Raw genomic sequence first — 14,410 nt, 5'->3', positions numbered from 1 at the left:
CTCAAAGACTGATCAAGACGCTCTTGCTCTTGCGGTTGGCGTGGAAAGCTTCCCGGCCGAGATCCTTGCCGATGCCGGACTGCTTGTAGCCGCCGGTCGGCAGGATATGGTCGCGCGAGCGGCCGTAGCGGTTGACCCAGATGGTGCCGGCCTGCAACCGGCGGGTAAGGCGGATCGCCCGCGAAAGGTCGCTGGTAAACAGGCCGGCGGCAAGCCCGTAGCTCGGATGATCGGCAAGCGTCATGGCTTCTTCCTCATCCTCGAACGTCTGCAGCGTCAGAACAGGGCCGAAGATTTCCTCGATCACCGCCGGCGACGCCTGGTCGACGCCGGTGACCAGGGTCGGAGAGTAGAAATATCCGGGAGCGTCCATGGGGCGCCCGCCCGTCAGGCATTCCGCCCCGGCTGCGACGGAGGCCGCGATGATGTCGTCGATGCGCCGGCGTTGCCTGTCGGAGATGATCGGCGAATACTGGCTCGCCGCATCCCAGGTCGGGCCGGGCACGATCCCCTGCATTTTCTTCAAGATCGCCTCGATCAGCGGTGTGGCGACGCTTTTTTCGACGATCAGGCGCGATCCGGCGACACATGCCTGGCCGGCATTGCTGGTGATGCTGGCGGTCACCGCGGCCGCGGCCCGGTCGATATCGGCGTCCGCGAAAACCAGCTGCGGGCTCTTGCCGCCAAGTTCCAGCGTCATCGGCTTGATGCCGGTGCGGGCGATGTTTTCCATGATCGCCGAGCCGGCGCGGGTGGAGCCTGTAAAGCTTACCTTGGCGATATCGGGATGGCCGGTGATGGCGTTGCCGGTGGTCATGCCGTCGCCGAGCACGATGTTGATCAATCCGGGCGGGATGCCGGCCAGCACGGCAAGCTCCGCCAGCCGGATGGTCGAAAACGGCGTCATCTCGGACGGCTTCAGCACGACGGCATTGCCGGCGGCAAGCGCCGGACCGAGTTTCCATGCAGCCATGTTGATCGGGAAGTTCCAGGGCGTGATGGCGCCGATGACGCCATAGGGTTCCGTCATGATCATGCCGAGATTGCCGTCGTGGGTCGGCACCAGGTCGCTGCCTTCCTTGTCGGCAAATTCGGCGAAGAAGCGAATCTGCTCGGCAGATACGGCGATGTCCCCCTCGACCAGATGGCCGACAGGACGGGTGGAAGAGACGGCTTCCAGCCTTGCAAGCGCCACGGCGTCCTGTTCGATGAGATCGGCCCAGCGATGCAGCACCTTCACACGCTCGCGCGGGCGGATGCCGCCCCAATTGCTTTGCTTCAGCGCCGCCTTCGCCGTCTGCACCGCCTGGTCGACGAGATCCGCATCGGCGACGGGGCAATCGGCATAAGCCTTGCCGTCGGATGGCCGGTGCATTGCAATGACGCCTTCAGCCGCCACGAGGCGATCGCCGATGAAATGTCCCATCGGCAGGGCCAGGCTGTCGGGATCGAAACTCAGGCTCATCGGCTTATCTCCGGTCACTGGACGGCATATTACCGGATCGGTGGAACGGCTTGATCCGGTATAGCGAAGGGCCGCAGCGGAAAAATCCGTTTTGGCGGTGTATCACGGCGTATTCTGCGGAGCGGCCCGGAAGCGGTTGCCGCGCCGCGGCCGCACCTATCAAGGGGTGACGGTGACGTAGATCTTGCGGACGGTCTCGATGGTCTTCCAGGTGCCGACGAAACCCGGCTTCATGACGAAACTGTCGCCCGTCTTGTAGACAACGGGCTGGCCGCCTTCAGGGGTGAGTTCGACGACGCCCGACAGGATGTGGCAGAATTCGAAGGTCTGGCCCTTGATCGAATGGGTGACGCCAGGCGTCGCTTCCCAGACGCCGGTATGCACCAGTTCGCCATGGGCCTCGTCCTGCGCCCAGGTCTTGAACTGCGGATCGCCGGAGATCAGCCGGTCCGGTGCGGGAACGTTTTCGCGCGGTGCAAAGGACGGGTGAGGTTCGATGGTCTTGAGAAGCGACATGGTGTTCCTTTCGAGGTTGAAGATTCAGTAGCCGCGCTGCCGATCGACCAAGCCGATCGGGTCGAGCCCGGCGCGAAGCCGCTTGATATTGTCGATGACGGCGCGCGCGGCGGTATGTGGCTGGGTGATGCTGGCAATATGCGGGGTCAGCAGGATGCGCGGGTGACGCCAGATGGGATGGCCGGGCGGCAGGGGTTCCGGATCGGTGACGTCGATCACGGCACCGGATAGGTGCCCGTTGTCGAGTGCAGCGAGAAGCGCGTCCTGGTCGAGTTGGGGGCCACGTCCGACATGAACCAGTCCAGCGCCCGCCGGCAACCTGGCGAAAAGTTCTGCGTCGAGAAAACCGCGGGTCTCGTCGGTCAGCGGCAGGAGGCAGATCAGCACATCGGTCTCGGCAACCATGGTCTTCAGTCCATCCTCGCCGGAGAAACACCTGACACCTTCAATCTCGCGCGCGGACCTACTCCAGCCGGACAAGGGAAAGCCGAAGGGTTTCAGCCGCTCAAGCACGGCCTGGCCGAGATTGCCAAGCCCCAGGACGCCGATACGGCGCTCTCCGGCCTGAGCCTGCGGCAGGACCTTCCAGACCTCCGCCTGCTGCTGTGCCAGATAGGCCGGCAGGTTGCGGTGGAGCGACAGGACGCCGAGGACCACATATTCCTGCATCATCCGCACGATGCCTTCTTCGACCATGCGCACGATCTTCACGTCGTCTGGCACGCTGGCGGCGCGGAACTGGTCGATACCAGCGCCGGTCGAAAACAGCACTTCGAGATTGCGGTAACGCGCCAGATTTTCCGGCACCGTCCAGGTCATGAGATAGCGCACCTGTTCGGGGTCCACCGCCGCCGGATCCATGGAGAATGGCAGGTCCGGGATTTCCCGAGCAAAGGCATCCTGGAAAATCCGGCCGCGGGCCGCATCGGAATTGAAGAGGAATGTCATGGTCCGGATACGTTCCTGCTCATTGGAGTTCTGCACGGCAATGCCGACCAAGCGCTTCAATCATGGCCTGGCAGTCGTCGAGTTCGCTCGCCAGAATGAATTCATTGGGTTTATGGGCGCGGGCAATGTCGCCAGGCCCGCAGATGATCGCATCGACGCCGGCGCGCTGGTAGAGACCTGCCTCCGTCCCGTAGCTGACAGCCGCCAACGGCTCGATCCCCGTCAGATCTTGCAAAAGACCGGCGAGGGGAGAGGTTGGCGCCAGCAGCAGCGCCGGATAGGCGCTGAGAACCTGCCAGTCGACATCGAAGCCCTTCATCGCCAAGGCTTCGGCGACCGCCTGTACCGGAGTGAGCAGCGCTTCGGGATCTACCGAGGAGATGGCGCGGGCTTCCAGTTCAAGGCTGCAGATTTCGGGAATGATGTTGATCGCCTGACCGCCGCTGATCGTGCCGATCGACAGCGAGGAATAGGGTGGCTCGAATTCGACCTCGAACGGTCCGCGGGAAAGAACGACGGCCGCGGCAACCGCCGCCTGCTGCACGTCCGTCATGGCGTGGATCGCGTTGAGGCCGAGATCCGGCCGGGACGAGTGGCCCGAACGGCCCCTGAGCGTCACCCTGGCCGCCGCCTTTCCCTTGTGGGCCAGAATGGCCCGCATTCCGCTCGGCTCCCCGATGATCGCACCCAGCGGCGGGGCACACAGGTCCGGCAACCGGGCGAGAAGATGCGGCACGCCCCGGCAGCCGGCTTCCTCGTCGTAAGAAAATGCAAGGTGGATCGGGCGGGAAAGCGGACTTGCGAGAAGCGCGGGCACGGCTGCCAGAGCGGCCGACAAAAACCCCTTCATATCGCTTGTTCCGCGTCCGTAGAGCCGGCCTTTCTCGTTCCTCAGCGAAAAGGGATCGCTGTCCCAGCCGGCCTCGGCGGCCGGGACCACGTCCATATGGCCGGACAGGATGTAGCCCGGGTGGTCGGCAGGGCCGATCGTGGCAAAAAGATTGGCCCGGTCGCCTTCCGGCCCCGGCAGGATATGCGCGGCGATCCCGAAGGATTTGAGATAGTCCGCAATCCATTCGACGATATTGCCGTTGGGCGTGCCGACGACCGAGGGAAAGCAGACCAGCTTCTCCAGGATGTCCAAAGCGCGCATCGACTGTTCCCGCCTCTAAAAGCCATGACCTCGTGGCCGCCACACCTTGCTTTTGCAGAGCATGCGAACCAATCCTGGCAGGCAAGGTTAGAGGCAGGAGAAACCAATGGCTGCCGAAAGTGGACGCGATACGGTCAAATCTTGTGTTCGGTTTCGCTTCAGCAGTGAAATGTTTCGTGGGATCTCGACTAACGTGACTGCCGGGATATCCGAGCGGTTTGCCCCAGGAGGATATACGATCTCGGCTGGATAATGATGGATAGTGAATTACCAGGAACCTTGAACGTCGATAATTTCGAGATGCGCTTTGCGGATATCTCGAGTGTCGAAATCTCCAAGCTGCAGGCTTTGTCGATCTCGGTGGGCTGGCCCCACCGGGCAGCCGACTGGCAGCATCTGCTCGACATCGGGAAAGGATATGTCGCGCTTGACGAGATCGGCCGCGTGGGAGCCTCGGGCATGTGGTTTCCTCATGGAGACGGCTTCGCCACCTTCGGGATGCTGATTACCTCCCCGAGGCTGCAGACCAACGGCACGGCCAGGTGGCTGATGAAACGGATCATGACGGACTGCGGCCGAAACCGCGTTCGTCTCAACTCGACGCGGGAAGCCCAGCGGCTTTATGCTTCGCTGGGGTTCAAGCCGAAGCAAATGGTTTATCAGTGTCAGGGCACGGTGATCGCGCCGATGCCGCTTCCGCCCCTGGAGGGCGGACTTGTTTTGAGGCGGCTGGACCGCGGCGATCTGGAGGCGGTCATCGCCTTCGATGCTCCGGCCTTCGGGGCAGAACGTCGCCTGCATCTCCTGCGATTGTTCGAGAGTTCGATCTGCTGCGGTCTTTATCAAGGCGAGCGATTGCGCGCCTTTTCGATGCGTCGACGCTTCGGACGAGGACACGTTGTCGGGCCGGTGGTCGCCCGCAACGACGAGGACGCCATCACGGTGACCCACCCGCATATTGCGGCCCATGTCGACGGGTTCCTGCGCCTTGACACGCAGGTCGATACTGGCCCGTTTGCAGCACTCGTGCAGCAATGCGGGCTCGGCATCTACGCTACCCTCACGACGATGGTGATCGAGGAGGCAGCCAGCTACGGCGCTGGACAAAATGGCAATGCGAGGGTCTATGCCCTGGCTTCGCATTCCCTCGGATGAGCCTTCTTCTCTGGCGGCTCCCCCTGAAGTAGCGGTATGGAAATTCGAAGCTGTCCACTCCAATGACTTTGGCCAGAATCTGAGCGAGGGCCGGGAAGCAACCTCTTTCATCCTGGCTTTGACCTCAGTCGAGAAATAGAGCTAACATCCGGAACAGCGGTGGCGGGGGCCTGTCGCCGGGGGACGCCCTGCGAACGGAGATGCAGATGAGGCGCGCTTTTTCTCCTGAAATTCACGACGATGATGATCGGGACGATTTGTCCGGCATCCGGCGTCCTTGCAGGTGCTGAGCCGGTTCTTTGGAGCGCCCTGCGGCCTGCGGATCAATCGAGGTCGGATGCCGCCCTGCCGGGCATGGCGTCCAGCCGGCCTCAAGGGGAAACGCTTGCATGGCGTGACGAAGCCCGGACGGTGGAGCTGACCGGGTTCATCCTGCCGGTCGACCAGGACGGCGGGATCGTCTACGAGTTCATGCTTGTCCCCTGGGCGGGAGCCTGCAGCCACAGCGCTGCGCCGCCGCCGAACCAACTGGTGCATGTGGTCGCTGCCGAGCCGTTCCATCTCTCGCGAGTTTATGAAGTCGTCACCGTGACAGGAAGTCTGCGGCCCGGTTTGGACAAGGCCCAACTCTTCATCATGGACGGGGTCCGCGTCCTCGACTACGGCTACAGCATGAGCCACGCCCAGGTGGCAAAGGCGACCGGCTTCGTGGACCCGGACCTGAAGACCATCTCGCCACTCGGAGTTCTGGCGCGATAAGCGAACCGCTACCGCCAACGGCGGCAGGGCCGCCTGCGTTCTCCCGAGTGGATGTGAAAGCCGGCCCTTCGACCAGCGTCACGCTCGATCGTTATCAAAAAAGCCGTTGAGCAAGAGGGTGGCCAGGGCGATCGCAACGCCTGGCCAGATCATCAGCATTGGGTGGTCGAAGATGAACACGCGGTATTCAAAGAGCATCGATCCCCAATCCGGTTTCGACGGATCGGCCCCGAGACCGATGAAGGCGAGCGAGGCATAGGCGACTGCCGCAAGTCCCGCCTGGTTGCCGACATAGGCGAACATCAGAGGCAGGGTGTTGGGCAGCAGATGCCGGGCGATCATCCGCAAGGGAGCAACGCCCAGGCTCCTCGCCGCCAGGATGAACGGCTGGCCAAGCACCCGCCGGCTCAGCGAATGCGCAAGCAGCGCATGCGGCCCGATGCCGGCCAGACCCAGCGCCAGTCCGGCGCTGAGCGGCGACAGGCCAAAAATCGCCGCTGCCGTCAGTGCGACGATGAGCGTCGGCACCATGACGAAGAACTCGCAGAAGCGCAGGATCACCGTTTCGCGCCAGCCTCCGAGGACGGCGGCGGCGGTGCCCAGCAGGGTTCCAAACAAAAAGCCGATGGCGCCGACCGATAGGATGACGCAGGCCGTCCGCCAGCCGCCGGCCATGATGCGCGACAGAAGATCGCGACCGAGATGATCGGTACCGAGCAGATGGCTGGCGGTCATGCCGGAATGACGGGCAAGCATGTCCACCGCATCGGGATCATGTGGCTGCCAAAAACCGCCGACACAGAGAAGGACGGCGAGCGCCGCGAGCATGATCAGCCGGGGCATCAGGCGAGACGCGGATCGAGAAGGCGCATGGCGAGATTGGCGCCGGCATTCATCACAAGCATCCAGACGGCAATGACCATGACATAGGCCTGCAGCACCATCTGGTCGCGTGCCGCGATGCTCTGCACCAGGAACTGGCTGATGCCGGCAAGGCCGAAAAGGATTTCCATGGTCGCGGTGCTGCCGATCACCCAGCCCGCTTCGGAACGGACTGCCGACAAGAGGGCATAGAGCGCGCTGCGGTGGCCGTGCCGCCAGAGCGCCTGCTTTTCCGACAGGCCCTTGGCAAGTGCCGTGCGGAAATGCGGCTGCCCGGCGGTCTCCTTTAGGTCGCGCCGATAGACGCGGGAGAGAACAGCGACGGAATGCAGCGCGATCAGCAGGACGGGCAGGACGATCGCGGTCCAATCATTGGCGAAGGGTCTGATCCAGCGCAGCTGCACACCGAGGACCCAGAGAAGGACGAGGCCCAGCCAGAAGGCAGGCACCGCCTGAACGAAGACCGACAGAGCCCGGCTCATCCGATCCGCAATACCCCCGGGATAGGCCGCTGAGAAGAACCCGAGCGGAATTGCCAGCCCGATCGCCAGTGCCAGGCCGGCGAGGCCGAGCGTCAACGAGACCGGCAACCGCTCGGCGAATTCGGCAAGCACGGGCTCTCCGGTCCGGAAGGAGCGCCCCCAATCTCCGCCGAGGAAGTCTGCCAGCCAATGGAGATAGCGAAGCAGCAGCGGCTGATCGAGCCCCCACTCCGCCCTCAACGCTGCGACGGTTTCCTCCGTCGCCGGCAGGCTCCAGACGCGAATGGCGATCGCGACCGGATCGGCCGGCATCAAGGTGATGACCGAGAAAGAGGCGAGCGAAACCGCCAGCAGCCCCGTTATCGATTGCATGCCGAACCGGGCCAGTCGCATCACGTGGCCCTACTCCGTCTCGCCGATATCGGCGCGCAGCACGTGGTAGTCGGATCCCCACGGTTCGTAGTTCTTCAGCCGCTTCGACAGGCCGACATACCACACGGGCGATACCAGGAAGGAGGCGGGCGCATCGGCGAAGATCTTCTGCTGAGCATCCAGCGCGATCGCCACCCGCTTTGCCGGATCGCCCTCGGTCGCAAATCGGTCGAGGATCGCGTCGAAGTCCTGCGAGGCATATTTCGCATAGTTCAGCGAAGCGCCGCTTCTCAGCATCGAGTTCAGGAAAAAGGCGGCGTCGCCGCTCGGGGCCGTGTGCTGCGCCCAGAGCGCGATGTCGAAGTCGCCGGCCGAAGCTACCTGCTGGATGTTCTCCACCACCTGCGTATCGACCGCGATGCCGATCTTGGCGAGTTCCGCCTTGACCACCGGCAGCATGGTGACGAGATCCGGGCGCTGCGGATAGGTGATGACCAGCAGGCGCAGCGGCGTGCCGCCCTTTTCGCGCATGCCGCCGCTGCCTTTTGCCCAGCCGGCTTCGTCGAGCAGCGCGCCAGCCCTGGCAAGATCGGTCGGGCGTGCCTCCTGGCTGGCAAAGGGGAAATAGGCGGCGTAGGCACCGGTGGCCGGTTCGCCGCCGTTGATGGCGGCTGCAAGCTCCTTGCGGTCGAAGGCCAGATCGATCGCCCGACGCACCTTCACGTCGGCCAGCAGCGGCCGGGCGGTATTGAAGAAAGCAAGATACTGGTACCCGACCGGGAACGACTTGATCGTCAGGTCCGGATTGGTCTTGAGCCGGGTAACGACTTCCGACGGCAAGCCGAACGCCATGTCGAGTTCGCCGGCTTCCAGCGCCAACGTCAGGGTCTGGGCATCACCGAACTTGCGGAATTTGACCGGCGAACGCTGGTCGGCGCCGGCGAAATGCACGTTGGGCTCCAGCGTGATCGCGGCATCCGTCTTGAAACCGGAGATCCGGTAAGGACCGCTGAAGACGGCATTGCCGGCCTCGGTGGGTTTATAGGCAATCAGCGGCCATTCGGCGAAGAGTGCCTGAATGAACGGCACCGGCTTTTCGGTCGTCACCTTCAGCGTCAGGTCGTCGCCCGCCTCGAAGGTCAGCTTGCCGCCGGTCGCGAGCGCCGCCTTGTTGTTGGCGAATGTGGTATCGAAACCGGCTGCCACTGCCCTGGCGGTGACGGGCGTGCCATCGGAGAACAGGCGGCCGGGTTTCAGGGTCACGGTCCAGGTCAGGTCTGCGATACGCTCCGCCTTCTCGGCCAGTTCCGGCACGAGCTTGCCGTTCCGATCGACGGTGAAGAGGTTCTCGCCGACGCCATGGCTGACCAGCGCCCAGCCGTTCGAGCCCTTGGCCGGGTCCGTACCGCTGGTGATGTAGGTGGCACCGACGCGAAGCGGCTCGCCTGCGAACACAGTGCCTGCGGTGGCAAAGGTGGCGGCGGTGAGCCAGGCGGCTGCCAGGCGCGATAGAGTCTGCGACGTCAATTCTCTCTCCTGTTGTTCTGTTCGGATGAAGTGCGAAGCCGTTGCTTGCGGCCCGTTGGGTGATAGGCGAAGTCCTCGACGATCCGGCCGTCAAGCAGGTGCTCGCCGATAATCCGGTCGATCGCATCTTCGGTGACGCCGCCGTAATAGGTGCCTTCCGGAAACACCTGCAGCACAGGCCCCAGACTGCAGGGACCGAGACAGGTGGATTTTGCGGTCATCGTGCCGTCGCCGGCAGCGCGCAATTTCTGCCGCTCCTGCTGGTTGCGCAGATGTCCCCAGATCACATCGGCTCCGGCCGCGTTGCAGGGACCGCCCTGACAGACGAGCACGCGGCGTTTCTGGGCCGGCACGAGTGAACCTTCGATGACAGGTGGGGTTTCGGTCTTTGGGGCATCCAGCTCTTCGGCCGTCTCCAGCAGTTCGCCAAGAAGCTGCGCCATCAGCCTGCTGGAGGCGATATCCTTGGCGACGGACAAGGCCGGCCAGGGGCGGCTGTCGGCGGCCTTCCAGCGCGCCAGAGATTTCGTCAGCCAGATATGGAAGCTCGGCTCCATGGGCAGGACGAGCGGTACGATAACGATGGTTTCGACATCCTCATCGAGCAGATTGGACAGCGCTTCGCGCAGGGAGGGGGTTCCCTGCTCGGTAAAGGCGAACCGCACCGTTCCGGCCCCGGTCATGCCGGCCGCAAGCTTCGCGAGTCGCTGCATTTCCAGATGCGGCGATACCGCAAAGGCGGATTTTGCGATCAGGAGGACGGCGCGCCCGGATGCATTCTGGGAAGATAATCCCTGTGTTTTCACTGCCTACGTCTCACTCAAAGGAGGAGGCAGCAAAAATGAAGGTTGCGGCAGGCACGATGGCCCGACGGAACCGTCATTCCTGTGGCACACCCCGACCACGGAACTTCTATCGTCAGGCAGGTCTCCTGGCTCGCGGGTCAAAGCCTTCATCGCCCGTCTTCCCGGCATTGGCTGCCAGTGACATGTTGGACGAACGGCTCACCGCTCACAGTTGCGGGACAGCTCCGGTTTTTACCGGATTCCCTCTTAGCTTCCATCGCGGGATGGAAGAACCTTGACGCCACCAACCTACACTCCCTCAGCCGACTGTCAACGCAGCCGCTTCATGCAGCATCACGCGGCGGGTCCGGAACTGCCACGGCAGTTCCGGACCCAAAGGTTATCGCATCAATGCGATGCGCCGGAGCCGCCGACGGCAACGATCGTAAAGGGTTTTCCTTCGACGGGGATTGTGCGGACCTCCTTCAGGCTTTCCGCATCGACGACGCGAACCAGCGAGTGCCGCGGATCGGTGATGACGATATGTCCGTCCGCAACGGCAAGACGCGGCCGCGGATCACGCCAATGGCCGTCCTTGCTGTAGGGCTCGGTGACCTTGGCCTTGCGAGCGATCTCGCCCTTGATCACGTCCAGCACATGAAGATCACCGTCCTCCGTTAGGATGTAGGCATTGCGCGGCGTTGCCGGATCCAGCAGGAAGTCGACGCGGCGGGTGGGCAGGCCGATCAGCCGGAAGTGCTCCTCGGCGTCCGGATCGATCAGGACGATTTTGTCCTCGCCGTAGTTGCCGAGGAAGAACTGCATCGCCTTGCCACCAAGCAAGGTCCCGGTGCTGCCCTTTGGCAGGTCCGCCGGGTAAGCGAGCATGTCCAGCTTCGGTCCGTCAATGCCGCCGGGCCGGGCAACGAGAACGCCTTCCTTGCAACCGAAGGCAACCAGCCGGGCCGAGGTGGCCTCGCCGTGAAGATCGGTGCACTTCGCGACGTCGCCGCGCTGCTTGCCCACCTCATCGACGATGCGAAGACCGACCCTCGGCGGCAGTTCGTCGGGCTTGGTTTCGACGTCAGTGTTTGGGACCGACACGAGCACGAAACGGCCCATCGTCACCGCTACGCCGTGATGCGGCTTCGTCGTGTCGACTGTCTTCACGTCAGCCCTGCCCTCAAGAAGAGCTGTTTCGTCGATGATATCCGCTTTGCCGCCTCGATCGTAAAAGAGGATCGCATGGTCGTCATGCGGAACGATGTGGAAGGGACGCTTGCCCTCGAAAGTCACGGGTAACAGCCCGACGTCGGAAACCTCCAGATCCCGATGCTCGCCGTGATCGGAGAAATCGATGCCAGTCTTGATGACGTGCACGATGTCATGATCTGACTGGGTAGCGAATACGGTCTGGCCGGACGCACTGGCGGTCAGGGCCGCGGGACCCTTGACGTTGTAGCGGCCGAGTTCTTTGCCGTTCTCGAAGTTTATGGCACGCACGACGGGGTTCGTGTGGTCGCCGACAAACAGACGCCATGCTTCCTTCGTCTCATGATCGTCATCGGCAAACGCTCCGGAAGCCGCGAAGATCAGACCTGACGCTACAGCGGCTACCAGACGGTTTGAAGTGAGGGACAAATTCATGAGGTTCCTTCCTTATTGTTTGAACTTTTGTCGCGCCGAGCGGCTATCCAGCACATGACCTGCCTCCAGATTTATGCCGTTTCGATCGCGGGTTTATATATGTTATATCGTTACATCGGATTGATTGGTGTAATAACATTACATAGGCAGCCGTTGTCAATCCCTGCGATGACGACGTTTGCCTGTTTCACGCCGGCCATCAGGGCCGTGCAGATTGCGGGTTTGAGGCGGCAGGACAAATTTGGACCTCAAAGATTGCTCGGCGGCAGTCGCCTTGCCGGGTTTGAGGAAAATCCGTCGTTGCTGACATAAAACTCTTACATATCGGGAGGAAATCTGCCGTTGGCGGGCCCTGGGACCTTGCAAACGGAAGAGGACCTTCTCCGATGACGACTTTGCAGCAGGTGGCGACAAGAGCCGGATGTTCGCTGGCGACCGCGAGCCGGGCGCTCAATCGCAACGGCAATGTCAGCGACCGCATGGCCCGCAGGGTCCGCCGCGCGGCAGCAGAACTCGGGTATCGGCCGATCAATTCAGCGTCCGGCAGACCTGGGCAACGGCCGGTGGTCGGCGTGCTGATCCCCAGCATCACCAATCCCGTCTTCGCCTCGTCGCTTTCCAGCATCCAGAACCGCATGCTGGTTGCCGGCCATGGCGTGCTGATCGCCCAGTCGAACTACGACCCTGCACGCGAGGTGGACGCAGTCGCCTCGCTCCTCAACGACCGGCCGACCGGCCTGATCCTGACCGTCTGCGATCCGGCCACGAGCGTTGCCCTCATGGCCTCGTTGCCGCCGACCGTGCTCCTCCACAACATGCCGACCGCGCTGTTTCCCGCCGCCGTCACCGTCGACAACCGGAGCGCTGGCCACGAGCTGACCGCGCTGCTGATCGGACTTGGGCATCGCCGCATTCTGTTCGTCTCCGGCGTTTTCGCGACCTCCGACCGCGCCCGGTTCCGCCACGAAGGCTATCGCGACGCCATGGCGGAAAGCGGTATTCCGCCGCTGGAGGCGGTGCAGATCCCCTTCGTCAGCGGATACGACCAGCTCGACCTCAGCGCTGCGCTCTCCATGTTTTCGCCGACGGCGATCATCGCCTCGAACGATCTCCTGGCATTCGGGGTCATCGGCGCCCTGAGGCGCGAGGGGCTTTCCGTGCCGAAGGACATTTCGGTCGCCGGGTTCGACGGCATTTCGATCGGCCGGCTGATGGACCCGCCATTGACGACCATCGAAATGCCCGATGCCAGCATGGGGGCTGCGGCAGCCTCCTTGTTGCTCGACATGGCCGAGAACGCCGCTCCGGCCCGTCATCTCGATGTGGCCTATATGCTGCGGCGAGGCGGCACGGTGCGGGCGGTCTGAGACACCCTGCGTCGTAAAGGGAAAACCGCCGCTTCCGGTCGGAAACGGCGGTTCCATGATGCGATCAAGCTGGGACGGATCTTAGCTGCGCGGCAGCAGGCCCTTCACTTCGGAAGCAGCGTCTTCGAGAGCTTCCTTCGGGGTCGCCTGCTGCTCGACGATGCGTGACAGGTTCTCGACGATCGCCTGGGTGACCTTGACGCCGTTGGTACCTGGGAAGGCGTACCACGGAACCATGCGGTCCATCTGGCTGAGGCCGGCAACGAACAGCGGGTTCTGCTTGTAGAAGTTGCCGAGATAATCCGGCGACTTGGCGGCGAGCTCGTTGTTCGGAACATAGCCGGTGCCGGGGACGACGACGGAGGCGCCGTAGGGACCGGCGGCGAACTTGGCGAACTTCCAGGCGGCCTGCTGCTTGTCGGCATTGCGGGCGAGGATGACGACGGCATTGCCGCCGGTCGGCAGCTTGCCCTTGACCGGATCGATCAGCGGGATCTGCGCGGTGCGCAGGTCGAACTTGTCGCCGACGCTCTTGATCGTGTTGCGCAGCGCGCCGGTCGTCTTGAACTCGATGCCGACCTTGCCGGCAAAGAATGCCTGTTCACCGGCCTGGGCGGTGAACACCGGCAGGCCGCCCTGCTTGACCATGCGGTCGAGCGTTTCGACAGCCTTCAGGCCTTCCGGGCCGGCGAAAGCGACGGACTTTTCATCGGTGCTCAGCATCTGGCCACCGGCGCCGAACAGAAGCGCCGAGAACATCCAGTCGTCACCCTGCCAGCGGAAATCGATGCCTTCTACGCCGTTGCCGAGCGCCTTGATCTTGGCGCCGAGCGCGATGACTTCGTCCCAGGTCTTCGGCGGAACGTCCGGATTGCCGCCGGCAGCTTTCACCAGATCGGCATTGTAGTACATGATCGGGTTCGACGTCGCGAAGGCGAGGCCGACCTGCTTGCCCTTGACCTGGGCGAGCTTCAGGATGTTGTCGGAAAAGCCGAGCTTGCCCATATCGCCTTCCTTGGCGATGAACGGGGCGAGATCGACGGGCAGGTCGCGCTCCTGAACCATGCGCAGGCGGTTGAGGCCGATGAAGGTCAGGTCCGGCATTTCCGCCGTGCCGGCCTGGCGCATGATCAGCTGGATGCCCTCTTCATAGGTCGCCGACGGATTGGCGAACTGGATCTTGATGTCCGGATTTTCCTCCATGAACTTCTTCGAGATCGTGTCCATCACGTCCTTGAAGAAGCCCGGCATCGGATAATGCACGGTCAATGTCGTTTCGGCATGGGCCGGAAGCGACACCGTCATGGCAATCGCCGCGGCGGCGAGGATGTTGGTGAGATGCTTCATCGCAT

The 14,410-nt window shown here is 63.0% G+C and carries 13 protein-coding genes and 1 riboswitch; of the genes, 3 read left to right on the top strand and 10 right to left on the bottom strand.

The annotated features are described in order from the left end of the window. Nucleotide 1: 1 nt before the first annotated feature. From LZK81_RS24305 to argE, 4 genes are all read right to left on the bottom strand, one after another. Nucleotides 2-1,465, bottom strand: a complete 1,464-nt coding sequence (locus LZK81_RS24305) for an aldehyde dehydrogenase family protein (protein WP_233957605.1) — start codon at nucleotides 1,463-1,465, stop codon at nucleotides 2-4. 159 nt (nucleotides 1,466-1,624) lie between these two features. Further along, complete coding sequence (locus tag LZK81_RS24300) at nucleotides 1,625-1,981, bottom strand: cupin domain-containing protein (protein ID WP_233957604.1); 357 nt, start codon at nucleotides 1,979-1,981, stop codon at nucleotides 1,625-1,627. 24 nt (nucleotides 1,982-2,005) lie between these two features. After that, the gene (locus LZK81_RS24295) at nucleotides 2,006-2,929 is read right to left on the bottom strand and encodes a 2-hydroxyacid dehydrogenase (RefSeq protein ID WP_233957603.1); all 924 of its coding nucleotides are present in this window, start codon (nucleotides 2,927-2,929) and stop codon (nucleotides 2,006-2,008) included. Between the two features lie 19 nt (nucleotides 2,930-2,948). Continuing rightward, complete coding sequence (gene argE / locus LZK81_RS24290) at nucleotides 2,949-4,082, bottom strand: acetylornithine deacetylase (RefSeq protein WP_233957602.1); 1,134 nt, start codon at nucleotides 4,080-4,082, stop codon at nucleotides 2,949-2,951. Nucleotides 4,083-4,337: 255 nt separating this feature from the next. Between argE and LZK81_RS24285 the strand changes: the two genes are divergently transcribed. Both LZK81_RS24285 and LZK81_RS24280 read left to right on the top strand, forming a co-directional pair. After that, nucleotides 4,338-5,237: a GNAT family N-acetyltransferase gene (locus LZK81_RS24285; protein ID WP_418936523.1), complete on the top strand. Its 900-nt coding sequence runs from the start codon at nucleotides 4,338-4,340 to the stop codon at nucleotides 5,235-5,237. 243 nt (nucleotides 5,238-5,480) lie between these two features. Continuing rightward, nucleotides 5,481-5,996 carry a DUF3299 domain-containing protein gene (locus tag LZK81_RS24280; RefSeq protein WP_418936522.1) on the top strand — a complete coding sequence of 172 codons (516 nt, stop codon included), beginning with the start codon at nucleotides 5,481-5,483 and terminating at the stop codon, nucleotides 5,994-5,996. Nucleotides 5,997-6,074: 78 nt separating this feature from the next. Here LZK81_RS24280 and LZK81_RS24275 read toward each other — a convergent pair whose 3' ends face one another. The 5 genes from LZK81_RS24275 to aztD all read right to left on the bottom strand — a co-directional run bounded on the left by LZK81_RS24275 (nucleotide 6,075) and on the right by aztD (nucleotide 11,691). Beyond that, nucleotides 6,075-6,839, bottom strand: coding sequence for an ABC transporter permease (locus LZK81_RS24275; RefSeq protein ID WP_233957599.1), 765 nt, complete (start codon nucleotides 6,837-6,839; stop codon nucleotides 6,075-6,077). Continuing rightward, nucleotides 6,839-7,753, bottom strand: coding sequence for an ABC transporter permease (locus LZK81_RS24270; RefSeq protein WP_233957812.1), 915 nt, complete (start codon nucleotides 7,751-7,753; stop codon nucleotides 6,839-6,841). The genes LZK81_RS24275 and LZK81_RS24270 overlap by 1 nt, the downstream gene beginning before the upstream one ends. 9 nt (nucleotides 7,754-7,762) lie before the next feature. After that, nucleotides 7,763-9,259 carry an ABC transporter substrate-binding protein gene (locus LZK81_RS24265; protein ID WP_233957598.1) on the bottom strand — a complete coding sequence of 499 codons (1,497 nt, stop codon included), beginning with the start codon at nucleotides 9,257-9,259 and terminating at the stop codon, nucleotides 7,763-7,765. Further along, the gene (locus tag LZK81_RS24260; protein ID WP_233957597.1) at nucleotides 9,256-9,972 is read right to left on the bottom strand and encodes a (2Fe-2S) ferredoxin domain-containing protein; all 717 of its coding nucleotides are present in this window, start codon (nucleotides 9,970-9,972) and stop codon (nucleotides 9,256-9,258) included. Before LZK81_RS24260 ends, LZK81_RS24265 begins: the two co-directional genes overlap by 4 nt. Before the next feature lie 190 nt (nucleotides 9,973-10,162). Beyond that, nucleotides 10,163-10,357, bottom strand: a riboswitch (cobalamin riboswitch). A 95-nt stretch (nucleotides 10,358-10,452) separates the two neighbouring features. Continuing rightward, a complete protein-coding gene (gene aztD, locus LZK81_RS24255) occupies nucleotides 10,453-11,691 on the bottom strand; it encodes a zinc metallochaperone AztD (protein ID WP_233957596.1) in 1,239 nt (412 codons plus the stop codon). Between the two features lie 386 nt (nucleotides 11,692-12,077). Here aztD and LZK81_RS24250 point away from each other — a divergent pair, with 386 nt between their 5' ends. Further along, nucleotides 12,078-13,058, top strand: coding sequence for a substrate-binding domain-containing protein (locus tag LZK81_RS24250; RefSeq protein ID WP_233957595.1), 981 nt, complete (start codon nucleotides 12,078-12,080; stop codon nucleotides 13,056-13,058). An 81-nt stretch (nucleotides 13,059-13,139) separates the two neighbouring features. Here LZK81_RS24250 and LZK81_RS24245 read toward each other — a convergent pair whose 3' ends face one another. Continuing rightward, entirely contained in the window at nucleotides 13,140-14,405 is a 1,266-nt protein-coding gene (locus tag LZK81_RS24245; protein ID WP_233957594.1) for an ABC transporter substrate-binding protein, read from the bottom strand. Nucleotides 14,406-14,410: the final 5 nt, after the last annotated feature.

The sequence above is a fragment of the Neorhizobium galegae genome (assembly GCF_021391675.1).
In the GTDB taxonomy this organism is placed as follows: domain Bacteria; phylum Pseudomonadota; class Alphaproteobacteria; order Rhizobiales; family Rhizobiaceae; genus Neorhizobium; species Neorhizobium galegae_B.
Note: the sequence above shows the minus strand (reverse complement) of the source record. Positions and strands in the feature narration are given on the sequence as shown.